The 22,986-nt window shown below is 43.5% G+C and carries 17 protein-coding genes and 1 pseudogene; 7 read left to right on the forward strand and 11 right to left on the reverse strand.

Annotation, left to right across the window (positions count from 1 at the left end):
- Positions 1–438: 438 nt before the first annotated feature.
- Positions 439–1,155, forward strand: coding sequence for a hypothetical protein (locus tag ACT7WV_RS23950; RefSeq protein WP_445105275.1), 717 nt, complete (start codon positions 439–441; stop codon positions 1,153–1,155).
- Positions 1,156–1,182: 27 nt separating this feature from the next.
- Here the strand turns inward: ACT7WV_RS23950 and ACT7WV_RS23955 are convergent, their stop codons facing one another.
- Both ACT7WV_RS23955 and ACT7WV_RS23960 read right to left on the reverse strand, forming a co-directional pair.
- Complete coding sequence (locus ACT7WV_RS23955) at positions 1,183–1,791, reverse strand: hypothetical protein (RefSeq protein ID WP_445105276.1); 609 nt, start codon at positions 1,789–1,791, stop codon at positions 1,183–1,185.
- Between the two features lie 60 nt (positions 1,792–1,851).
- Positions 1,852–2,430 carry a thylakoid membrane photosystem I accumulation factor gene (locus ACT7WV_RS23960; RefSeq protein ID WP_445105727.1) on the reverse strand — a complete coding sequence of 193 codons (579 nt, stop codon included), beginning with the start codon at positions 2,428–2,430 and terminating at the stop codon, positions 1,852–1,854.
- A 263-nt stretch (positions 2,431–2,693) separates the two neighbouring features.
- On the opposite strand from ACT7WV_RS23960, the gene ACT7WV_RS23965 reads away from it, so the two are divergent.
- Positions 2,694–4,001, forward strand: a complete 1,308-nt coding sequence (locus tag ACT7WV_RS23965) for a MurT ligase domain-containing protein (RefSeq protein ID WP_463424295.1) — start codon at positions 2,694–2,696, stop codon at positions 3,999–4,001.
- Positions 4,002–4,064: 63 nt separating this feature from the next.
- The gene (def, locus tag ACT7WV_RS23970; protein ID WP_445105278.1) at positions 4,065–4,592 is read left to right on the forward strand and encodes a peptide deformylase; all 528 of its coding nucleotides are present in this window, start codon (positions 4,065–4,067) and stop codon (positions 4,590–4,592) included.
- A gap of 126 nt (positions 4,593–4,718) precedes the next feature.
- On the opposite strand, the gene ACT7WV_RS23975 is transcribed toward def, so the two are convergent.
- Entirely contained in the window at positions 4,719–5,636 is a 918-nt protein-coding gene (locus tag ACT7WV_RS23975) for a class I SAM-dependent methyltransferase (RefSeq protein ID WP_445105279.1), read from the reverse strand.
- A 579-nt stretch (positions 5,637–6,215) separates the two neighbouring features.
- Between ACT7WV_RS23975 and ACT7WV_RS23980 the strand changes: the two genes are divergently transcribed.
- The 3 genes from ACT7WV_RS23980 (at position 6,216) to ACT7WV_RS23990 (ending at position 11,515) form a co-directional block, all read left to right on the forward strand.
- Positions 6,216–8,837, forward strand: coding sequence for a M1 family aminopeptidase (locus ACT7WV_RS23980; protein WP_445105280.1), 2,622 nt, complete (start codon positions 6,216–6,218; stop codon positions 8,835–8,837).
- A gap of 461 nt (positions 8,838–9,298) precedes the next feature.
- Positions 9,299–11,005, forward strand: coding sequence for an ABC1 kinase family protein (locus ACT7WV_RS23985; protein ID WP_445105728.1), 1,707 nt, complete (start codon positions 9,299–9,301; stop codon positions 11,003–11,005).
- 144 nt (positions 11,006–11,149) lie between these two features.
- Positions 11,150–11,515, forward strand: a complete 366-nt coding sequence (locus ACT7WV_RS23990; protein WP_445105281.1) for a hypothetical protein — start codon at positions 11,150–11,152, stop codon at positions 11,513–11,515.
- A 31-nt stretch (positions 11,516–11,546) separates the two neighbouring features.
- On the opposite strand, the gene ACT7WV_RS23995 is transcribed toward ACT7WV_RS23990, so the two are convergent.
- The 7 genes from ACT7WV_RS23995 to ACT7WV_RS24025 form a co-directional block, all read right to left on the reverse strand.
- Positions 11,547–14,042, reverse strand: coding sequence for a two-partner secretion domain-containing protein (locus ACT7WV_RS23995; RefSeq protein ID WP_445105282.1), 2,496 nt, complete (start codon positions 14,040–14,042; stop codon positions 11,547–11,549).
- 149 nt (positions 14,043–14,191) lie between these two features.
- Positions 14,192–14,647, reverse strand: coding sequence for a calcium-binding protein (locus tag ACT7WV_RS24000; protein WP_445105283.1), 456 nt, complete (start codon positions 14,645–14,647; stop codon positions 14,192–14,194).
- A gap of 77 nt (positions 14,648–14,724) precedes the next feature.
- Positions 14,725–15,219: a calcium-binding protein gene (locus ACT7WV_RS24005; protein ID WP_445105284.1), complete on the reverse strand. Its 495-nt coding sequence runs from the start codon at positions 15,217–15,219 to the stop codon at positions 14,725–14,727.
- 582 nt (positions 15,220–15,801) lie between these two features.
- Positions 15,802–16,695: a carbohydrate ABC transporter permease gene (locus ACT7WV_RS24010; RefSeq protein WP_445105285.1), complete on the reverse strand. Its 894-nt coding sequence runs from the start codon at positions 16,693–16,695 to the stop codon at positions 15,802–15,804.
- A gap of 100 nt (positions 16,696–16,795) precedes the next feature.
- Positions 16,796–17,056: a hypothetical protein gene (locus ACT7WV_RS24015; protein ID WP_445105286.1), complete on the reverse strand. Its 261-nt coding sequence runs from the start codon at positions 17,054–17,056 to the stop codon at positions 16,796–16,798.
- 408 nt (positions 17,057–17,464) lie between these two features.
- Positions 17,465–18,652, reverse strand: a complete 1,188-nt coding sequence (locus ACT7WV_RS24020) for a TRC40/GET3/ArsA family transport-energizing ATPase (protein WP_445105287.1) — start codon at positions 18,650–18,652, stop codon at positions 17,465–17,467.
- Positions 18,653–18,694: 42 nt separating this feature from the next.
- Complete coding sequence (locus ACT7WV_RS24025; protein WP_445105288.1) at positions 18,695–19,141, reverse strand: DUF2358 domain-containing protein; 447 nt, start codon at positions 19,139–19,141, stop codon at positions 18,695–18,697.
- 248 nt (positions 19,142–19,389) lie between these two features.
- Here ACT7WV_RS24025 and ACT7WV_RS24030 point away from each other — a divergent pair.
- Positions 19,390–20,271: pseudogene (locus tag ACT7WV_RS24030) on the forward strand (ParA family protein); the annotation flags it as partial.
- Here ACT7WV_RS24030 and ACT7WV_RS24035 read toward each other — a convergent pair.
- Positions 20,268–22,898 (reverse strand): DNA translocase FtsK, encoded by a 2,631-nt coding sequence (locus ACT7WV_RS24035; protein ID WP_445105290.1) that lies wholly within the window; start codon positions 22,896–22,898, stop codon positions 20,268–20,270. The pseudogene ACT7WV_RS24030 and the gene ACT7WV_RS24035 sit on opposite strands and share 4 nt — an antisense overlap.
- Between the last annotated feature and the right edge of the window lie 88 nt (positions 22,899–22,986).

Below are 22,986 nucleotides of genomic sequence, written 5' to 3' on the forward strand. Positions count from 1 at the left end.
TTTTTCTGATTACCATCCAGATGCTACGAAAGAATATACAGAGATTGGGCTAAATTCTCTTATGCTATTTGGACGCTAATTGAAAAGTACAATTTACCATTAAACGGGAAAGTCGCACTTCACAATTCGTAAAATTATTATTAAAACTTTTGTAACAGAGCAAATTGAAGGCTTATTACCTTTGTACATTTACCATACAACTGAAATACTGTAGCTCATTAGGGCTAACTCTTTCAAACAAGAGTTTCTCTTTAGTAAATTGACTCTCCTAATGTTCAAAAGCATACCTTATCTAGTACTATGGTTTCGCAGGCAACTTTTTTTTATTAGCCTCTATACTACCTAATATCGTCGGCCTCGCCTGCCAAGCTCGATGCAGTAGAGATGTTAATGCTGACCAGCCCTTTGTAGTTACCACCTTCCCAATTTGTCATCGCAGTGCCTGAAGAAATGGTTCCAGACATGAATGAATCAGGAGTGCAGATTGATCCCCTAGATAGCCCTCATCCTATACCCTGGAACTGGGTATTATCATCCCAGGCGGAGGTTAGTGCTAATGAGGGTGCCGGTCTACGTTACTATCGTAGCCAGTCTTTGGTTTCTCCAGATGGCAAGTATGCAGCCTATAGTCGTATTCAAATGCAGACCCAGCTAGAACTGCATCGCAGCCGCGTCTCTAGCGTGATGTTTGTCGAAAATTTGCAAACAGGAGATTTGCGAACAATCATGCCTGCTTCTCCTTTGGCGGACAATCCCTTACTCAGCAAAGAAGAAGAGGAAGATCTGCCAGGAACGATCGCGATTTTGATCCCCATTTCTTGGTCGTCATCAAACGATCGTGTCCTGGCCCGTCAGTTTGAGGGAATGTTTAGCTCCTCAGATGCTTCGGATTACGCAGTAATCTGGGATCGTCGCCAAAACAGTGTTAGCACTGTAGCGCCTGAACGCATTGATTATACTAACGCTGTACTACTAGGTTGGAGCCAGACTCATCCGGACATGGTACTCTTTCGGGCTGGCTTATTAGGTGAGGAAAACTGGCCTGTGTGGGCTGTTGCTCTTAACGGTCAAACTAGCCTCGCCCAGGAACAAGAGCCGACTATCTATGGTCAAGTGGTTAATCAAGTATGGGCAGGCCCCCAAGCTCGTTGGTAAAGAGCTAGAATGCTGCACAAACCAAATTCAACAAATTGGACGTTGGCCTGGATTTACTGCGTGAATATACTCGCTTCCTGATGTTGGCCATCCCCTTTTATAAAAAGCCTCCTCTGGCTTTCCCCAACCTAGCTGCAAGATAATTTCTAAAAAGTTGGAATTCCCATGGCGAGATAGACTTACCCATTCGGTACGGTTGACCATTGCCGAAACCTCATGAGTCATAATCTGACGATATTGTTTGCCGCTTTTAATACTCAAGTACAAGTCCATCTCCCGCGTGACATCACACCAAAAATCAAGGATGGAAGTCTTGGCAGTTTGGAGAATCTCTAAGTCACTCGCCAGGGCGGCTAGTTGTTCATGGACGCTGGGATAGTGCAGAGTCCGTCCTTTGATTGTCAGTTTTCGCCAGACTACGCCGGAAACTTGGTGTTGTCGCTGGTAGTCATGTACCGCAGCTTTGAAGCCTCGATAAGCACTAAACTTTTGAATGCCTTCCTGCTTCAGGAATCTGTCAATCAAAGGATTACCAGACACTGGAGTTGCCAGATTGAGGCGTTGCCCATTCATGCAGGCGCGACGCTCATCAGCCAGGATTTTGATTAACTCCTCTGTGCTGTAGACCTTGGACATCAGCGCACTTTGTGAATTGCACTTACAACCAGGTTAACGCCTAGAGCCGAAAATGATAACTCAAGAACCCTCAGAACTTAGTTCACTACTAATCTCGTTATACATCCGTCGTTTGAGTTCAACGGACTCAGCACGAGGCAGCAAGTCAAAGACTTTCCGCATAACATCATCCACCTGTTCGTAACTCACTTGTCCTGTTTCGTTAAAAACCACCTTGCCTTCCTGGTCAATGACTACGGTTTGGGGAACCAAGCCTTCGTAATAATAGCCCGGTTCTGTCGGCTCAGGGGATTCAGGAGGCAAACTATCTATATTCACAGGAATAAAACCTGCGGCTCGCCCGTAAGGCTGTTGTAGCTGTGAGATAGTGGGGGCGAACTTCTTGCAATCGCTGCTATCTTCAATGTAGAACACCAATAAAGCTGGTTTGTTCCGTTTCAGAGTCCCCGCTAAATCTATACGCGGTGGCACCAGGGAACCATTACCACCATAAAGAGCAAAGATGTTGCCATCAAACCTGTCATCATCGAGACCAGCTAAAGCTGGTGGTGTTCCCAAAAGTAACAAAAAACCAAAAACGGCAATCAAGCTCAGTAAGCCTACTGAGAGCAAACGCCTTCGAGTATGACAATTTCTCATAATTGTGATCGATGCTAAACCGTAACCTCTGAAAGCTAATAAAAAAACAGTGAATTTTCCCATTTCCCTATGCTCCCATGATCACTCTACCTGGTTTTCTGATTCCTGAAGCAGGTGCTAATCAATTAGGTTAAATTAAAATGCTGATGAGCAATAGACGAGTCAGTAAAAAGCATTAAAGATGCTAAAAGCACCGAAGGCTATGTTGCCAATGCAGGAGTTTGTAAGTGAGCATATCAGTTATCAATAAATTGCGCCTCGGCATGTCCCTAGGGGCAGCCAAAACCGTGACCTCTCTGGTGCGTTTATTGCGTTTAGGAGCAGCAAGTGTCTTGCCTGGGGCAATCGCCCGTCGTCTCATGCCAGAAGTGTTAACCCTGCTGTTGCAACAGGTAAAGCAAGGGGTAATTCTTGTTGTTGGCACCAATGGCAAAACCACTACCTCCCTACTCCTGAGCACAATTCTGGAAAATCAAGGCTGGCGAGTTGCTCACAATGCTACGGGGGCTAACTTGATTAACGGCTTGGTAACTACCCTTCTCGACAATACCAATTTGATTGGCCAGCTAGACGCCGACTACGCCATTCTGGAAGTAGATGAGAATGTACTCCCCTTGCTGTTGCTAGATTGTCAGCCTCAGTTCATCTTAGGCTTAAATCTTTTTCGGGATCAGTTAGACCGCTACGGTGAAGTTGATACTATTAGTCAAAAATGGCAGCAAGCGATTGCCCCATTACCGACTGAAACTAAAGTAATTTTGAATGCCGATGACCCTACTTTGTGTCTCCTGGGTCAGCAACTACCCCAAAAAGTCTTATTCTTTGGTCTGAGCGAACCAGAATCCTATCTCGAAGAAATTCCCCACGCTGTAGACTCGATTTACTGCCCTAGTTGCGGTAATTCTCTAGAATATCAGGGAGTCTATCTCTCCCATTTAGGGGACTATCACTGTCCCAACTGCGGCTTTAACAAAAGTCAGCTAGCAGTTAATAGCCAAGAGTGGCCTCAGATTTTGATTGGTCTTTACAATAAATACAACACTTTGGCAGCGGGGTTAGTTGCTCAGGAGATGGGAATTAGCACCCCGGCAATTTACGATACTATCAAAAACTTCCGCGCCGCCTTTGGACGAGCTGAGGAATTGACAGTTGGGGGGAAGCATGTGCGGATTTTGTTATCAAAAAACCCAGTAGGGATGAATGAAACTATTCGGGCAGTTGCTGACATCCAAAAAAAGGGCGGGGCTTCTACAAAACTGCTGGTACTTAACGATAGAACCCCTGACGGTACAGACGTTTCCTGGATTTGGGACGTGGATACTGAGAAGTTAGTAACTCTGGGCGGAACCATTGTTGTCAGTGGCGATCGCGTTTACGATATGGCATTACGTCTCAACTACAGTCAGCCTAGTCGGGCAAGTAACTTTCAATTAATCATTAAAGAAGACCTACAGGAAGCAATTACCACGGCTTTAGAACATACCCCTAGTAATGAAACCTTACATATTTTGCCCACCTACTCAGCCATGCTGGAAGTGCGTGGCTTGTTGACTGGCCGTAAAATCTTGTAAAAGGAGGCAGCACTATCAAGGCCTCTGATAGATTGCCATTGTTATCTTTACAGACTCTAAATCATGACTGAAGTACTACAAGTTGCTCAGTTAGGCAACCCCGTTTTGCGCCAGCCAGCCCAACTAGTTGATAACTTTCTCGATAAGCACCTCCAGCAACTAGTTGACAACCTAATCGCAACGACGAAAGTCTCTAGCGGTGTTGGTATTGCAGCACCTCAAGTCTCTGAATCCTACCGTTTGTTAATTGTCGCTTCTCGTCCTAATCTGAGGTATCCCCATGCACCGAAGATGGAACCAACGGCGATGATTAATCCTCGCCTTATTGCTCACTCCCCCGATATGGTTAAAGGCTGGGAAGGCTGTCTTAGTGTTCCTGGAATTCGTGGTTTAGTGCCTAGATATCGAGCAATTGAGGTTGAGTATATCAGTCGGGATGGCCAAAAGCATCGGCAAGAATTCACCGATTTCGTTGCCAGAATCTTCCAGCATGAATATGACCATCTTGATGGTTTGGTGTTTTTAGACCGACTAGAGAGTACCCAAGATATTATTACCGAGCAAGAATATCAGCGGCAAATAGTCCCCTAACTCAGGTAATAAGGATCTTGGGGAATAGCGATTTGGCAGAGAGAAGGCAAAGAAGATCAGGAAAAAGTATTTCCCTAACCTCCTAGTCTCCCTGATCTCCCTCCTCTCCCTGGTCTCCCCTAGGATTTATCTGACTTGTGCTACTACCGTTCGATGACGGGGACTATTGAAGGTAATAGTTGGTGAATGGAAACCAGCTTCTACTATGGCTTGTTCCATATCCCAAGTAAAATATTCATCCATGTAAGGCTCGGTACTCTTGAGCAAAGTCAAAATATAGGGAGGCATCTTAGCATAAATCTCAGACTGAGGATTCATCTCCATAATGGTCAGATAACCGCCGGGACGCAGTAAGCGCCGCGCTTCATCAAGAATATTCCTTGATGCCTGTTGCGGGAGTTCATGGAACAGCAAAAAAGCCGAGACTAAATCAAAGGAAGCATCCGCCAACCCTGTTGATTCAGCAGCAGCATGTTTCCAGTTAATCTGAGTATGATTTTGCTCAGAACAGTATTGTGCCACCGCCAAAAAGTAAGGAGACAAGTCCAGACCCGTCACTTTTGCCTGAGGATAAGCATCTTGTAGTGCAAAGGTACTCAAACCTACGCTGCAACCTATGTCTAAAATATCTTGTGGGTCAATAGTGACTTGCTCTTTAATAACTTTATGGTAACTTTGACGGAGTCTAGTATCTCCCTGGGCATTTGTGCCAGGCCAAATTTTGGCGTGGACTGCCTTGGCTGCAACTTCCACCTCAAAAGCGGCTTCCCAGCTGAGATTGCCCTTTTCGTAAGCATGGAAAGATGTTAAGTAATAGTCTGGATAGGGTAACTGAAGATTTTGCACCTGAGACAGGCGAGTATCCCAGTCAAGGGAGTCTAGTTCCTGCACCCTTTGGCTCCAAGGTACTCCAATTTGCTCTGCCCGCTTAATCATCATGCTACGGGCTTGCTGTTTGGCAAGCTTAGCCAAGGGCTTGATTGCAAGTAATCCATTAACCAACCGGGAGGCTAGTCTGGGAGATTTGTTGACGACAGTAGTCATAAAAAAGGTTCCTAGAGCAACAGAGCAGGTATAACCCACTTTAATGTTTAAGATACCTTGATTATGATTTAAGTCTGCCGGAAAACTAGCTTAGGGATTTACAGCACCATGGCTTTTTCTATTTTTCGTAAAAAGTAGAGTTGCTGTTACAGGAAGCAAGAATGTCAGTAATAGGACTTACGCACGCAATTGTGATATTTAACGAAAGTGTTGGCGAAGTGAGGTGCTTTTAAACTAAGGCATCTCAGGCATCTGGCAAAGCTTGACTGTCGCTCAGGATGACCTAATTCTATTAGGGGAGGTAAGTCCTGGGTAATTTTTACTACAAGCCTTATTTTAGAACTAGATAGAAGCTAATTGAAATAATCATCTCTCCTTTCTTGTGAGAGTTATCGACAATCAAAAGACCAACAAAAAAGACTGATAAAATGTTTATTGGTAACAGACAATTATTAGCTTTCAATGTCTGACTTGGTGATTGGTAGTAGCCGAAAACAAAGATCATCTGTAACTAAATGCTGACCTTAGTTTCTGAAATGCCTTGAATCAGTTATAGTGTTATTTTTTGTAACTTCCCTGATGTCCCACTCCCATTTTGATTCGGAAAATAACGGTAACAAGTCTTTTGAGTTACCCGGAGCTAAACCTCATTACAACCCAGATCGCCCCGGACAAGTTGAGCATATTTTCTTGGATTTGGTGTTTGATCTTCCGGCGCAAAGCTTTCACGGCAGTTGTACGATTACACTGACACCAATATGTAATGGCATTGATGAGCTGTTACTTGATGCCGTCAACTTAAATATTGCATCAGTACACTTAGATCAAAAAGCTCAACTTTTTGAATATGATGGCGAACAACTACATATTAAGCTGCAAACCCCCACTGAGGCGGGTAAGCAAATCAAAATCGCGATCGCCTACAGCGTAGAAAAACCTCAACGCGGTCTTTACTTTATTAGACCCAATCAAGATTACCCTAACAAACCTATCCAAGTTTGGACACAAGGAGAGGATGAAGACTCTCGTTTTTGGTTCCCCTGCTTTGACTACCCCGGTCAACTAGCAACCTCAGAAATACGTCTCCAAGTTCCTAACTCGTTGATGGCTATTTCTAACGGGGAACTAATTGCTACGAAAGAAGAAGGCGAGGATAAGATTTACCACTGGTTGCAAAAGCAAGTTCACCCTACTTATTTGATGACTTTGGCGGTAGGTGACTTTGCCGAAATTCGAGACCAATGGCAAGGCAAACCTGTAACTTATTATGTGGAAAAAGGTAGGGAGGAAGATGCCCGCCGTAGCATGGGCAAGACTCCTCGGATGATAGATTTTCTCAGTGAGAAATTTGGCTATCCCTACCCCTATCCTAAATACGCCCAAGTCTGTGTTGATGACTTTATCTTTGGTGGGATGGAAAACACTTCTACCACCCTACTGACTGACCGTTGCTTACTAGATAAACGGGCATCTCTGGATAATCAAAATACAGAAAGCTTAGTAGTTCACGAACTTGCCCACCAATGGTTTGGGGACTTGGTAGTAATCAAGCACTGGTCTCATGCCTGGATTAAGGAAGGTATGGCTTCTTATTCAGAGGTATTTTGGACAGAACAAGAGTACGGCAAAGACGATGCTGCCTACTACCTGCTCAACGAAGCCCGCAGTTATTTGAGAGAAGATAGTTCCCGTTATCGACGTCCAATTGTTACTCATATCTACCGCGAAGCAATTGAACTCTATGATCGGCATCTTTACGAGAAAGGTGCTTGTGTTTACCACATGATTCGGGCGGAACTGGGTGATGAATTATTCTGGAAGGCAATTCAAACCTTTGTCCAAGACAACGCCCACAAAACTGTAGAAACAGTAGACTTACTACGTGCTGTTGAAAAGGCTACTGGTCGCAATCTGCTGTTTTTATTTGATCAGTATGTTTATCGTGGTGGTCATCCCGATTTCAAGGTTGCTTACTCCTGGGACATGGATAGCCAGCTAGCTAAAATAACAGTCACTCAAACTCAGGCAAAGAGCCAGAAAAATGGCAGTAATAATGAGTTGTTTGATCTGAAAATCCCCATTGCTTTTGGTTATACAGAATCAACACCAGGTGTTAACAATCAGGAGTTAGCTCTTGGCAGTGAGCTAGAAGTTAAAACCTTTAAAGTAAGGGTACACGAACGGGAACAAAGTTTCTACTTTCCCTTGGATAAAAAACCTCAGTTTATTAGCTTCGATTGCGGTAATCATTGCTTAAAAACTGTCTCCTTAGAGTATCCAATACCAGAACTTAAAGCACAGTTAAAGTTTGACCCGGATCCGATCTCCCGCATTTATGCGGCAAAGGCTTTAGCGAAAAAAGGTAGCTTAGAGTCTCTGAAAACACTCTCTGAAAGCTTTAAGCATGACCCCTTCTGGGGGGTGCGAGCAGAAGTAGCTAAACAGCTAGCTAGGGTGAAACTTGACCAAACAGCAGAGGTTTTAATCGCTGGTTTGCAGGACAAAGATGCTCGTGTACGTCGCTCTGTAGTGGAAGTTTTAGGCAAAATCAAGACGCCAGAAAGCTACACAGCCTTGAAAAAGTTGGTGGAAGAAGGCGATACTAGCTACTATGTGGAAGCTTCAGCTACTAGGTCTCTTGGAGGAATGGTTGGGGCTAATCTCAAAAGCAAAGAAGATGAAGTTCTTCAATTGCTCAAGGCTGTACTTCAAGAAAAAATTGGCTGGAATGAAGTGGTGCGCAGTGGTGCTATTGGTGGTCTGAGTAAGATGAAATCTTCATCCTTAGCACTGGATTTAATTCTAGAATACACTAATCAAGGCGTTCCTCAGCCTTTACGACTAAGTGCAATTCGGGCTTTAGGAGAGATTTCTACTGGTCAGACACCTAATAATGTAGAGCGTATCCTGGAGCAATTAGAAGTACTCTCTAGCGATACTTTTTTCCTGACACAAGTAGCGATCGCTTCAGCACTGGGACAAATGGAGACTCCCAAAGCAATTGGTGCGTTGCGATCGCTTAGTGATCAGACAGCGGATGGACGAGTTCGTCGCCTTGCAGAAGAAGCGATTGCCAAAGTTCAGAAAAACGTCGGATCTGACCAAGCAGTTAAGCAGCTGCGAGAAGAACTCGATCAGCTAAAAAAAGAAAATCAGGAACTTAAAAGCCGCATGGAAAACTTGGAAGCTAAGTCCAAATAGCTAAAGGAGATTCTCAACATAACCGGGTGAAAATCGCCCGGTTTTTCCTCTAAAAATAGTTAAGTTATTAATATCTGAGTTCAATTTCGTAGATCTCAAGTTGAAAACTTGGCCAACTTCAGACTACAGTTACCAACTCTAGTAGATAGAGAGAATTGAGGCTTTGATGCTGGCATCTAACTCAGCTTTGCTCAAACCAGAGTAGTTCACAATACCTTTTGCTCAAGCAAGCGTGGCTATCATCAGCTTAATAAACCTTGGAGTAAGTACGGTAACTTTTCCCTGACCACTCACAGAGAGCTACTGACTAGTGATACTTCTGACCTCAAGCTGTATCGATTTTAGCTGTGGTTACAAATATTAGATATTTTGTATTAATGTATACTGTACTTAATAAAAAGACAAAAATTCAACAAATTCTATAGTTTGAGAGGCAAACAATAAGCGTGAGTCAATATAAACTGGTTTATCCTGAGCAGCAGCTCAGTGAACGACAGAGGTATTACAACGCAAAGGAAATCGCGCAGTATTACCGCTCCCGACCTTGGGTAGTTATTTGGCGTGCCCTCACAATAGTCTGGTTGTTCGCTCGATTTGTTCTCGGTTTGAAGCTGGATGAATGGTTCAACCGAGCTGAACTTAACAAGTTTAAAAGAGCTGGACAGTTGCGGCAAATACTGACTGACCTCGGGCCCACCTTTATTAAGGTAGGACAAGCACTGTCTACACGCCCCGACTTAGTGAGAAAAGATTTTTTAGAAGAGTTGATTAAGCTACAAGACCAACTGCCGCCGTTTGATAACGCGCTAGCTTTCTCCATTATTGAGGAAGAATTGGGACGTACTGTAGCAACGATGTATAGGCAAATCTCTCCTGATCCTATAGCTGCCGCTAGTCTCGGACAGGTATATCACGCTTTTCTCACTACAGGAGAAGAAGTTGCGGTAAAAGTGCAGCGACCCAATTTGCTGGTAAGCATCAAACTAGACCTCTATTTGATGCGTTGGGCAGCTGGCTGGCTTTCTCCCTGGTTGCCTCTGAATTTAGGGCATGACTTAACATTAATTGTCGATGAATTTGGTACTAAGTTATTTGAAGAAATTGACTATATCAACGAGGGTCGTAATGCTGAGAAATTTGCCAAAAACTTTCGTGATGACCCTACCGTTAAAGTGCCACTGATTTACTGGCAATATACCAGTACCCGTGTGATCACTCTGGAATGGATTCATGGCCTCAAACTAACAGATACAGAACGTATCCGTGCCGCTGGACTGGAAACTGACGCTGTGATTAAAACAGGCGTGATTTCTGGATTACGTCAACTTTTGGAGCATGGTTTTTTCCATGCTGACCCCCATCCGGGCAACTTGTTCGCCCTAGCTGATGGACGTATGGCCTACATCGACTTCGGCATGATGGATCAGCTAGCGCAACCGACTAAAGAAGCGATCGCTAGTGCCGTAGTTCACTTGATTAATAGAGACTATGTGGAATTGGCGGCGATATTTGTTGAACTAGGTTTCTTGACCCCAGATACAGATATCATGCCCATTGTGCCAGCCATAGAATCTGTTTTGGGAGAGGCGATCGGCGAAAGTGTCGGTGAATTCAACTTCAGGACGATTACTGATAAATTCTCGGAGTTGATGTACGACTATCCCTTCCGAGTGCCAGCCAAGTTTGCTCTAATTATCCGTTCTTTAGTGACGCAAGAAGGTCTAGCGCTCACCTTAAATCCGAATTTCAAAATTGTCGAGGTTTCTTATCCCTATGTAGCGCGGCGTCTACTTACCGGAGAATCTCCAGAAATGCGGCGGCGCTTGATTGATGTTTTGTTTAAAAACGGAAAGCTGCGGTGGGATCGTCTGGAGAATATGATTGCGATCGCTCGCTCAGATCAGCAGTTTGATTTACTACCAACGGCCCAATTAGGTTTGCAGTATCTGCTCTCCGAGGAAGGTAAGTTTCTGCGGCGTCAACTTCTTTTAGCTCTTACAGAAGATGATCGACTCCACACTCAAGAATTGCAACGCTTATGGGATTTAGTCAAAGATGACTTAGAGCCAAAACGCTTATTTGACGTAGCGCTTAGTTCCCTCAGAGTAGTTTCAACGGAGGGAATCGCCGCGATTTTGCCAACAGCTAACACCATAAATAGTCTGTAAGCTAGCAAATATTTGCTTGGTTGCCTTGATTGTGGTTGGATTAAAGGTTGCAGGTTTAACAAATTTGCAAGTTTGAGTAAACTTTCAAATTTCAAATTTCAACCTTCCACCTTCTAACCTTCAACAGTGAAACAGGAGAGCTTTGTGTACTACTTTCCAGAACCGCCATATTTTTTGATAGTTTTCGGTTTGTTTGCTGGTCTTGCCTCTGGTGCAGCTTTTGAAGCTACCTTGAAACAAAAGGTCATGGAGTGGTCAAAATATCGCTCTACTCGTACCCTAGCTCAAATGAGGGGATTCGAGTTACAGCTACCTTTTCTAGGAATTGGTACTGGTATTTGCATATTCCTCGCTTCTGGAATACAGATTTTCGGCTTTCCTAGCTGGCTTTCTTACTCACTAGCGCTACCTATGACCTTACTTATTAGTTTCTTAGTTTGGTCGCAATTAGGTAAACTTTTGGCGCAGCTAGAGCGGGGTGGTTCTAGGGCTCTAGATTTAGACGTTTGACCAATAGTTTTCCATAATAAACAACTTTAACTTAGGGCGTCGTCGTTAGGCTGGAGGATGGCTTTGCTGTCAATTGCTGGCAGTTAAATGGAGTCAACCATCGATTTCCAGGTGCCAAATTGACTGGAGAAGCTGTCAGTACTACCTTGCCATTAGCATCAAATACCCACCCTTGAGCTTTGATAATTTGTCTAGGTTGATTGTCGCTTATCTGCTGTGGGTGAGGTACTGAGTCGTTACTTGCTGTCGATGTCCGTACAGGAACTGCTGCTGTTGACTCCCCTAAGCGCAAATCTTCCCAGGTATCATCAGGATTGAGGGCTTGATTAGGAGAAGCAGGCAAGCCACCGCGTCCGGTAATCGTAAAGCTACTGTTGGCTAATCCCCCACCTGGTTGACAACTCTGGTCAACTTGGGCAGTTCCTGGTTCAGTTGGTAAGTTTATTAGATCTTGAGAAGGGTCTAGATTCGCTGTGTTGATCTTCACCTGGCCGCTAATACCAAATTGGGAGCTAGCGGTAATGTCACTCAGAGAGGTTGGCTCTTGAGGAAACTGAAAACCGTAGATGCCTTGGGTAGTGATCTCGATGCTACCCCCTTTGCCAGTAAAGGCATTGGCATTGATATTGCTATCTTCTAAGGGGAAGGCAACAATAAATTGAGCCTTAATCTCCACATTACCGCCATCGCCGCCAGCTTGTGCCGTGCCAGCTTCAGTGGAAATATTGCTGTTGTCGCGCAACAGTAACAAGTCTTGCACATTGAGGCTAATATTACCGCCATTATCAGATTTAGTGGTGGCAGAGAGAGCGGCTTGGTTGTTGAGAGTAATCGAGTTGGCTGTAATTTCCAGGTTGCCTGCCTTATTTGTGCCTTGATTACTTACAGTTACTTGAGCGCCATCTTGGACAACTAACTCTCCCGTGGTCAGTTTTAAGTCTCCAGCAGCACCGCTACCTGATGCCTGAGTTAGTAAGCTACTGGCAAACTCTCCATCAGCTGAGGTGCCAACTATTTGAACCGAGTCTGAGGCATTTACTGTCAATAAACCACCTTGACCCTCACTTAAACTACCAGCTGAGACGAATGCCCCGTTTTTAACAATCAGCCGTCCGGTCTCAATCGTCAAGTCCCCAGCGGCTCCAATACCAGACGTTCCCACCAACAAGCCACTTCTCAACTCGCCGTCTGGCGTTGTTCCGTTCAGTTCAATTAACTCTGAAGCCTTTACGGTCAAATTTCCCCTTTTCCCCTGTCCCTGACCAAGATTAGAAGCTGTTACCTGGGCTCCATCTTGGGCAATTAACTCTCCAGTTTCAATAGTTATGTCTCCAGCAGTTCCAGAGCCTTGTTGAACCACAGCAAACAAACCACTAACAACGCCTTCAGGCGAGCTACCAATCAATTCCACTGACTCTGAAGCCTTGACTTTCAACGTTCCACCCTGGCCCTCACCTAGAGTAGAGGCTGAAACTTGCGCTCCGTCTCGGACAATTAACTTGCTGGTTTCAATCGTCAATTCTCCGGCAGCACCAGAGCCTTCAGTCTGAGTAAACAAACCACTGGCAAACTCAGAATTAGCTGAGGTGCCGATTAGCTGCACAGATTCAGAGGCGAATACACTCAATGTTCCACCCTGACTATCGCCAAAAGTACCAGCTCCTATCTGGGAACCCTCAGTGAGCGTCACGCGCTGTCCTGAAACTCTAACATTACCACCGCTACTGGCATCGACTCTAGCTCCGTTGGTCAGAGATATATCGGCTAAGGATAATCCTGCCGGATAACTTAACTGCCAATTATTGTTATTAGAAACTAGTTCTACTGTTCCTGAGCCTGCTACACCTCCCAACTCAATTCGACCTCCCGGAGCACGCAAAGTACCGCCATCTAGAATTACATCACCACCTAATAACAATAAGTTCTGATCGGCTTTGAGACCTCCTGAAGATTGATTGATCAGTGGTTCAGTTGTTGCTTGATTGAAGAAAAAAACCGAAGGATTGACTGTCAGTAGAGGTGAGGGAAGATTGGGGACAGAAGCGCTAAAAAAGCCCTGAGTCCCGAAACCAATTGCATTAGCGGTTGTTGCCACGAAGGAACCAAGCACCTCTAAACTAGAATTTGGTCCAAAGATAATGCCGTTGGGATTAATCAAAAATAGATTGGCATTGCCTAATACCCCAAGCGTGCCCATAATTTCAGAGCGACTCCCTCCTGTGATCCGAGTCAAAATATTCTCAATTCCAGAAGGATTATCGAAATAGGCGGCTGAGCTTTCACCTAGATTAAATTGCTCAAAACTATGGAACAGATTAGTGCCTCTAACAGCACCACCAGTGATTTGATCAATAGGAAGACCTGGAGCTAATAAAGGTGCCACTTGAGAACTTTCAGCGCCTAGACTATTATCAGGTTGAATTTGGGCAAAAGCTTGATTACTGACTTGTGTTATCAGTACGAGAAAAGGCAGAGAGCCAACTAGACCCAATCGCCAACTCTGATCCAGCCAGCTTTTTAGAAACACAGGAGTTGTCTCCTTTACTATGTTTAATATTTTACTGCACTAGAGTTGGCTATAGAGCATCTATATTATGAAACCAAACACTGGTAAGCAGTATCCCAATAATATTTATTATTGGTCACTACTTGGCTGATATATTGCCTTGAAAAAATTTACAACACGGATTGGTCGAAACTGACAAAATTCAACTGGGGGTGAAGCTGAATTTTAGTACTTATTAGATCGTCAACCAAAATTTTATCGTCGTTAGGGGCAATCGATAGGTCTGTTATTCCATCTGGTGGATCACCAATAATTATTGCACCTGCAACACTTTGATATTGCTTCGTTACAGTATTATAACTTTGGATGAAATCCTCGTTAATGTCATTAAAATCAGTAATGATATCAAAGCCGTCATCACTGATGACCCAGTAATTACCATTCTCATAGCGACCGTGAGTAGTCACGTTGGTAAATACGAAGAGATCCCAACCGGATCCACCAGTGATCATGTCAGGACCAGCGCCGCCTGTGATCGTGTCATTACCTTCCCCACCGAGGATTATGTCACTGCCTTGAGTGCCAATTAGATCGTCGTTTCCAGCAGTACCAAGTATAAATGCCATATTAATTACCCCTTGCAAAAATTATTATTCTGAAAAAAAATGTCTCTTCTTGGTCGCTTCAGATACCAAATTAATGCCTAATTAATTAATGAAATTGACTGGTTAAGCTGACCAATGTTTAAGTCTGGTTGAAATACATTGGCAATATTTATTGCATCACTAACAAAAAATGGGTCAAGTGCCGATCTGATGTCTGTGAACTTGCCAAGCTTCCCCAGCACAAATGTACTGGCAAAGTCATTCTCATTGGGTATGATATTCACGCCAACTACAGGTTTATAAGTTGGAGGGACTCCGGGAGATCCAGGGATTCCAGAACTAGGGCGATAACGACTAAGTATTGTATCTTCTTGATCATTAAAGTCAGTAATGATGTCAAAACCATCATCACTTTGGACATAGTAGTAATTACTACTCGTGATCTGACCGTGAGCAACAATACCTGTAAATACGAAGGTATCACCCCCACCGCCACCAGTGAGCATATCAGGACCAGCGTAACCTTCTATCCAGTCATTATTGGAACTACCAATCAGAGTATCGCTTCCGGCAGTGCCTTTGATAATTGCCATCTCAATTACTCCTTGTAAAACTCAGTGCTTTAAAGAAAAATTCGGTAATTAAGCACCCAATTGTCAAGAAAATCTGTCGTCATTACTTAGGTGTAATGGCTCTCGTTTATGCACACTATTGCAAGTTGTGCATCTTCTATAAAGCTATCTTCATAAATCTACCTAGGTATCCGGAAAAATCAAGAAACTACTTCATACATTCCCATACGTTACTAAGTCATTTGCATAAGTCCTGGTTGGGAAATACTACTTACTTATTGGGCTAAAACCTAACTTTTATGCAAAATCTCGTTTTTGGTAACATTTATTAATAAAATGATGTGTGTCTGAGCTAGATTGCCCTGTACGAGAAAAGTAATTTGAATAATCTGACAAAAAAATAACTGTGATTATTGCATGACAACAATCACAGCCCTTTAGAGAAAACTAAATTTTCTAATTCGAGAATGTAGGATAACAAAATTTTCGGCGTTGCCTAGCTACGGGATAATTGGGAATTTTTTGGCGATTCTTTCCCCCTCCCCCTTGTCTTCCTTGTCTTCCGTGTCCCCTGTTATCCCCTAACTGTGCAACGCCAAATTTTCAACTCTCCTCGCCCCAAGTTTGTAATCGCAAATAAACCAGTATTAGTGTGAAGCCTAATAATACTGTGGCGGCAGCAGCAGCATAGCCAAAATCAAAAAAGGCAAAGGCTTGCTCGTAGATATAGTAAACCAAAACATTTGTCGAGTTTAATGGCCCACCGCCGGTAATTACATATATTTGCTCAAAACTCCGCAGTGTAAAAATAGCGGTGGTAACTACAGCAAAAATAATCGTAGAGTTCAAGCCGGGAAGGGTAATGTGCCAAAACTTTTGCCATGAGTTAGCACCATCTAACTCCGCTGCTTCGTAGCGATTAGGAGGAATAGCTTGTAACCCTGCTAAAAATACCACCATGTTGAAACCTAGTTGCTTCCAACTGCTAAGCAAAATAATTACTGGCATTGCCCAAGTAGTGCTAGCTAGCCAGGAAATTGGTTCAAAACCAAGAAACATCACAAGTGCATTTACTGGCCCTTCAGTTTGGAACAACCAGCGAAATCCCAATCCTACCGCTACTAGAGAAGTAATTGAAGGAATAAAATAGGCAGTTCGCAGTAGTCCCCGCAGAATAAAAGACTTATTTAGCAGCACTGCTAAACCTAAGGGGATAACTAAACTAGAAATAACTGTAGCCGTGGTAAAGTAGGCTGTATTGCCTAGCACTTGCCAAAAATCTGGGTCAAGCACTAAGCGCAAATAGTTTCTCAGACCCACCCAGCGAACACCGCTGGCGGTGAAGCTACCAGTAGTAAAGCTAAGATAAAATAAATAAGCAATTGGGCCGAGGAGAAAGAAGCCTAGCAGAACCAATGCTGGCGCTAAAAAAATCCAAGCGGCAATCTCCTCATCTTCCAGTAAATTTTGCTGGGGAAATTTATACTTGTTTGTCATGAGGTTACTGGTAGAAAGTTAGACTTGCTGTATTCACTGCAAAGTCAAGCCTGGGCTATTAGCTCCTTGAATCAGTTCTACCATGACCGACATTACTATACTACATTGTTTCTGAAGCCATCTGAGTACTAATTTCTTTGAGTACGTGGGTCAAGCCATCTAATGACAAAAGACTCATCTGCGCAATGATGTAATCGGCTAAATGAGAGTTAGCCGAGATTACGATCATTCCCGATTCTTTACCCAGCAGCAGCTCAACCAATTCAGCTTTTTCTTCTATTGATAACTTCTTGGTGCGTCGCCAGATACCTTCAACACCGCTGCGCTCAGTTTCTACTTGGGATAAATTGGTTTTATACATCGTCTTAAACTTGAACATCAACTGGACGAATTATAAAATTGATTTACATTGAGTTGTAACAGTGGATTCACTGAAATAAGCAATGATTATATTTCTCAAGATTTAGGTAATTAACCCAGGAGAAAGTGTTAATTAAAGTAAAGAAAACAAAGCTAATTGATCTCTTGGTTCAGCCTTAAATGCCCGCAACTTCACTAACTAACTGGGCAAATTTCTGCCCTTAAACCAATAACTCTCTCTGAATCAGTATCACGGAGATGTAATGAGTAAATATACTGGAACTCTCAAATAAAAATAGACTACTCAGCAGTTGTCTGGTATGCTCCTGATGGCCAAAGCATGCAACTACTGAGAAGTCTAGATTTAATGCCTTTTGAGGCGATGCTCTCCGGGCGATAACTAACTCAACTAAACCTTAGCCACATCGGTAAACCGAATCTTCAGGTAGTCTTCCTCAATTTTGGCTCCAGCGGGTTGTAGTGCCGCTAAGGCTTGTGGCAGTACTAAGTTACGGCGGTGGTTGCCAATCCTTATATTGAGTTCGTCACCAGTTTTATTGAGTTGTATCTGGTCTTTAGGTATACCTGGTAAGTACAGTTCCAGGCTGTACTGATTTTGGTGCTGTACAATCCTAATAGTATTTTCCTGATAGTAAACCTGGCTGGGGTCTTCCGAGCCATAAAGAGTGTCTTTGAGTCTTTCTAGAGCGGCTAAACCACACATTTCCTCACTGTAGAGAGGAACTTCTTTAACTGGTAGAGGGTGAAAGTTATCGTGAATTTCTTGCCGATACTGCTCCTGGTTTTCCTTCCAACGCTCAAAGAAGGGATCAGTTACTTCCTCAGGAATAATCCGATTGGCAATAACTAAGTCAGTGGCAACGTTGTAGAGACTCAAGTAAGCATGGGCACGTAAAGACTCTTTAATCACCATTTTTTCAGGATTGGTGACCAGACGCACTGAGGTTTGGCTATTGTCTGTTAGCACCTTCTCCAAGGCTTCAATTTGCTCATAAAACTCGTAAGGAGCATCCATCACCTCTTTATCCGGCAGAGAGAAACCGGCAATTGGTCTAAAGATGGGTTCAACCAGCGGTCTGAGAGCAGCTGACATGCCCTGTAGCGGCTTGTAAAAGCGGCGCATGTACCACCCCCCAACCTCTGGTAAGCTCAATAGCCTGAGTGCCGTACCAGTGGGAGCAGAGTCAATAATTAGAATATCGTACTCTTTTTCGTCATAGTGGCGCTTCATGCGCACCAAACCGAAAATTTCATCCATGCCAGGAAGAATCGCTAATTCTTCTGCCTGAACACCGTCTAGTCCCCGCGCTTGCAGCACCTGAGTAATGTAGCGCTTGACAGCACCCCAGTTTCCTTCTAATTCCATCAGAGCATCCAGTTCTGCTCCCCAGAGGTTAGGACGAACTAAGCGGGGTTCGTGACTCAGTTCAAGGTCAAAACTATCTGCTAGGGAGTGAGCTGGATCCGTACTAAGGACTAGGGTTTTGTAACCCAATTCGGCACAACGCAGACCAGTAGCAGCTGCTACGGAGGTTTTTCCGACTCCCCCCTTGCCGGTCATCAAAATTACACGCATGGATACTCAAGCCCACCTGAGAAAACTTCATATTCCTTTACTTTATCGGGTTTTCTCTGGGAATAGGTGCTGCTTGAGGACATCAAGGCGTGAAATATCCCAGTAATCAATATGAGAAATGACCAGTCCGTCTGGGTTTAGCTTTAACTCGCTCCATCCTGGGATAGAAATTCTCGGTTGCCAAGGTAGTGGGGTTGTCCAGCTAAGTGTCCAACGGGTTTCAATGGTATTACCTGACTCAGAGATGTTGTGGAGGTCGAGTTCCAGATTAATAAACCACTGTTCGATAAAACTAATCATCTGTTGATAGCGGTCAATACCACGGAACTCGTTGAGGGGGTCTTTAAAAAAGACGTCTTTGGCATAGATGCTATAGGTTTGGTCGGTAGGGAATCTTTGATAATCTTGTTTGACAATTGTAGCAGTGCGACCCAGACTATTCTCTTGACTAGAGTTTTGCGATTCCTGAGCTTGATGTTTCTCCAACATTTTTTGTTCGTGAGTGTCAGCATGTCATTAGGCTATCGCATAAACTAGCTTTCACTTTTGCCAGTGGTACAACTGATAAAAAAAATGAGGAGGATTTCAGTTTTTGTTAAAGAAGTTGCCGTTAGGCGAAAGGTTATAAAATTTCTAGCTAGTAGGACGGCTTAAAGAATCGATTTCCTGCACGTAGTCTTAAGCTAAATAAATTATCAGATTATTTACGTGTTTCTCTCTCTATCTTTAATTTAATTTCTGAAGAAAAGAGGCGATATCCTGTGAAAGTTATTGCGGTTTACCATAACAAAGGTGGCGTGGGTAAAACAACGGTTGTAGTTAATCTAGCAGCCGCTATTAGGAAAAAGGGTAAGAGAGTTTTGGTTATTGATCTGGATAGCCAAGCTAATGCCACCTTTGCCACAGGACTAATTAAGTTTGAAGATGAAGCATTTGACGATATTAAAGACTCTAATGTGCTTCAAGTTTTGCAGTCAGATGAGTTCTACTCAATACCGGAAATTGCGAGAAAGTCTCAGTTTAGTAGTCCAGAGATTGATGTGGTTCCAGCGCATATTGATTTAATGCAGTACGAAGCTGAACTAAATCAACTTGATTACAGCCGACTAGTTCTTAGTGACAAATTAGAGGAAGTCGAAGACGAATATGATGTAGTGCTTATTGATACACCGCCCTCTTTGAATCTGTATGCCAGAATTGCCCTAATTACTGCCGATTATTTAATTATTCCGTCTGACTTAAAACCTTTTGCTAATCAAGGTTTACTAAATGTTAATGATTTTGTCAGAAAAGCCAATAGTTTTAGAAAACAGACAGGAAGAGACTTGCTAGAAATATTGGGCGTTCTTCCTTGTAAAATATCTACTAATAATAGATTTGTACAAACTACCTTGAAAAATCGAGTTAAGGCTATTAAAGAACGTTATAATTTTCCCGTTATGAACACAATAATTTATGACAGAGATGATTTGGCAAAATGTGCGGAAAAGGTGCTGATTGTGGAAGATGCAGAGGTGCTTTCTCCTATGTCTGTGCTGGATTTTAAGCCTGATTCAACTGCTGCTCAAGAGTTTAAAGCCCTAGCGGTGGAAGTTTTACAAAAAATAGGTCTAAATTAAGGTAGTTGAATTTGCTGAGCGAATAAACTTTGCAATCTCTGCAATTTAGAACCGACTTGATACATTAAATCACCCTTGCCTAAAAGGTAAGCAGCTTCGGTTTGTCTACCGCCCAAAACAATTGCTGAATCTGCTTCGCTAGCGGTACGTAGGGCAACTCTTCCTGGCAAGTTAGAGCGGATGATGGGAGTAACAATACTGGCTTCGGGACGTTGGGTAGCGATAATTAAATGAATACCAGCGGCTCTTGCCATTGCCCCCAAGCGTTTGATACTTAGTTCTAGTGATTTGCGGCTATCTTTTTCTGCCATAAAGTCGGCATATTCATCAAAGATGCAAACAATACGCGATAAAAGTGGCTTTTTTTGTTGAGTTTTCTGTTGGTTGTAGGCGTCTAGATGGGGGCAACCAGAAGCCTCGAATAGCTGGTAACGCCGCTCCATTTCCCCTACTAATTCTGTCATCAGTGCGATCGCATTTTCGCTATCTTTGACAACGGGTGAGAGTAACCAGGGTATCTGTTCAAATTCTGGGAAAGTGACTCTTTTGGGATCGACAAGGGCAATTTTCAGGTGTTCTGGAGAGTGACGCCACAGGAGACTAAGAAGAAGCGATCGCAAAAATTCACTCTTGCCACTGCCAGTCGTACCACCTACTAAGAAATGACAGGTATTAGGATCTGATAAATCAGCCTCTACTAATTTTCCATCCAAATCTACCCCAATAGCAATTCGCACTGGAGCATTAGGAGGTATTGTTTGAGACTGGATATAGTGCTCAAATTTAGCCACTTGCCGATCTTGACGCGGTAAATCCACGCTAACGTAGCCAGCCTGCGGTGCAATTAGAGGGGGATTAGCTATTCCCATTTGTACCTGTAAATCAGCAGATAACCTTAGTAGAGAGCTAACCTTGACACCCAGATGGGGTTTGAGTTTTACTCGAATAAAAGCTGGGCCAACTGCCGCTCCCTGATAATCTACACCAATACCAAAAGATTGCAGAGTGCTTACTAACTGTTCACCAGTGGCGTCAGCATCCGGAGTTTGAGCTTGAGCAGTCTTATGGTTATTAGTAGTCTGGGGTTCCGGCTTTTGTTGAGGAAGTTCAGCGACTTTATCAGCTGGAAGACTTACTTGAGAATTACTGGGTGAGACAGTTGGCTGAGATTGTTGCTCCTCTAAGACAAAGAAGGTTTTACACTTGTTCCGTTGAGGACAAATATCGCACAGTAGTTCCGGCTGAGAAGTCGGCGGTGGTGGGTTGGGTTGTGAGGGTTCCCAGCTAATCCATTGTCGCATCTGCTGTAATTTCTGGGGAATTATCTGATGTACTGTTTTTTCTAAATCGTCCCAAGAAAAAGTCAATTCTTGCCAGCCAGGAAGCACGCTGTAAACAGCTGAGTCGATTGGCACCCCAATCTTTTCCCGGAGCATATAGCCGTAGAGAGCTACTTGAGCAAGTTGAGCTGATTTGTCTGGCGATTCATAGGTTTTATATTCCACCACACACAGTCGGTGGTTCTCGAAGTCGTAAACTAAGCTATCGAATCTTCCTCTTACTAATTGCTCTGTACCATCAGTTAAGGGAAAGTAATGTTCTACATTTAATTCTTGAGCAATAAAAGTTTTACGAATAACATCTTCGGCACTACAATAGCGCCGATTTCTTACTAGTAAATCTGCCCAGCGATGAATTAATCCTATTATTCCTTGCCAAAGTTGATAGAGTGCTGGTGCTTTTCCCGGATCTTTTTGAGTAGCTGCTTGCAGATAAGGGAAAAAAGCCAAATTGTAGAATAATTCTTGCATTTGAGCGGCAATTGTCTCTACTTTTAGCTGCTCAAATGGTGGCTTAAACAAAGTAAAAAACTGGGGTTCTTGCTGAGCTACACGTACAAACTGCTCAGATAAATTATGAAAGGCAGTGCCAATGCCAGGGGACTTCCCCGGTGGCAAAAACATAGTTTTACAGCCATCATGATGCCCCAAATAAAATAGACGTGGGCATTCAAAAGCAACTCGGACATTGGTAACGTTGAAAGGAATGGGTTGAAAGTTCTGCACTTGCCGCTTGTTGGTGAGTTCTAGTAAACGGCGATGGACATGAGCTAGATATACTGTGTCCATTTTGGCATATTTGATCTGCTTCTCGCTGAGCGGTCGCCGCTTCCAATTGCTTGCCTGTTCTGCTGTATCTACGCCAGAGAATTGGCAAAGTTCTACTGCTAAGGTTTTGAGTTTTTTGCTAGATACTTCTAGAGGATTAGGGTTGCTCTTTTTCGTTAACTTGTTGACCATTTTGTAGGTACAAGTAACATTCTGAGCTTGCTGATTTCCTCCTAAATACCTCAAATCGTAGCTAGCGTTGTGAAAGATTTTTTCGATGTGGGGATTTGCCATGATTTGGTTAACGAAATCTGTCACCAAATCAGGTTTATTTAAGACATCTAGGACATAAGTGTGATCGCCTGTTACATCCGTGGGGTCTGCTAACACCTGAATCAGAGATAGTTTAGGGTTGGAGGTATCCCAATCAGCTACTTCTGTATCTGCCCAGATGGTTTTAGCAGAGGCTAATTTAGTAATTATGGATTGGATGTCGGCTGCTTTGGTCAGGTAAGGCATTGGCTAAGATAGCCTAATTTTTGCAATGGCAATATTGATTATTACTATTCTATCGCACAGATTCTTGACTATTTTTACCCGATGTGTG

The sequence above is a fragment of the Symploca atlantica LB2515 genome, assembly GCF_052546295.1.

What these genes read in the sequence shown, in the direction of transcription:
- ACT7WV_RS24025 (WP_445105288.1), bottom strand. Translation starts at nt 19,141, where the DNA reads ATGTTGGAGAAACATCAAGCTCAGGAATCGCAAAACTCTAGTCAAGAG.
- def (WP_445105278.1), top strand. Translation starts at nt 4,065, where the DNA reads ATGACTGAAGTACTACAAGTTGCTCAGTTAGGCAACCCCGTTTTGCGC.
- ACT7WV_RS24005 (WP_445105284.1), bottom strand. Translation starts at nt 15,219, where the DNA reads ATGGCAATTATCAAAGGCACTGCCGGAAGCGATACTCTGATTGGTAGT.
- ACT7WV_RS23975 (WP_445105279.1), bottom strand. Translation starts at nt 5,636, where the DNA reads ATGACTACTGTCGTCAACAAATCTCCCAGACTAGCCTCCCGGTTGGTT.
- ACT7WV_RS23955 (WP_445105276.1), bottom strand. Translation starts at nt 1,791, where the DNA reads ATGTCCAAGGTCTACAGCACAGAGGAGTTAATCAAAATCCTGGCTGAT.
- ACT7WV_RS23965 (WP_463424295.1), top strand. Translation starts at nt 2,694, where the DNA reads ATGTCCCTAGGGGCAGCCAAAACCGTGACCTCTCTGGTGCGTTTATTG.
- ACT7WV_RS24020 (WP_445105287.1), bottom strand. Translation starts at nt 18,652, where the DNA reads ATGCGTGTAATTTTGATGACCGGCAAGGGGGGAGTCGGAAAAACCTCC.
- ACT7WV_RS23960 (WP_445105727.1), bottom strand. Translation starts at nt 2,430, where the DNA reads ATGAGAAATTGTCATACTCGAAGGCGTTTGCTCTCAGTAGGCTTACTG.
- ACT7WV_RS24035 (WP_445105290.1), bottom strand. Translation starts at nt 22,898, where the DNA reads ATGCCTTACCTGACCAAAGCAGCCGACATCCAATCCATAATTACTAAA.
- ACT7WV_RS24000 (WP_445105283.1), bottom strand. Translation starts at nt 14,647, where the DNA reads ATGGCATTTATACTTGGTACTGCTGGAAACGACGATCTAATTGGCACT.
- ACT7WV_RS24015 (WP_445105286.1), bottom strand. Translation starts at nt 17,056, where the DNA reads ATGTATAAAACCAATTTATCCCAAGTAGAAACTGAGCGCAGCGGTGTT.
- ACT7WV_RS24010 (WP_445105285.1), bottom strand. Translation starts at nt 16,695, where the DNA reads ATGACAAACAAGTATAAATTTCCCCAGCAAAATTTACTGGAAGATGAG.
- ACT7WV_RS23980 (WP_445105280.1), top strand. Translation starts at nt 6,216, where the DNA reads ATGTCCCACTCCCATTTTGATTCGGAAAATAACGGTAACAAGTCTTTT.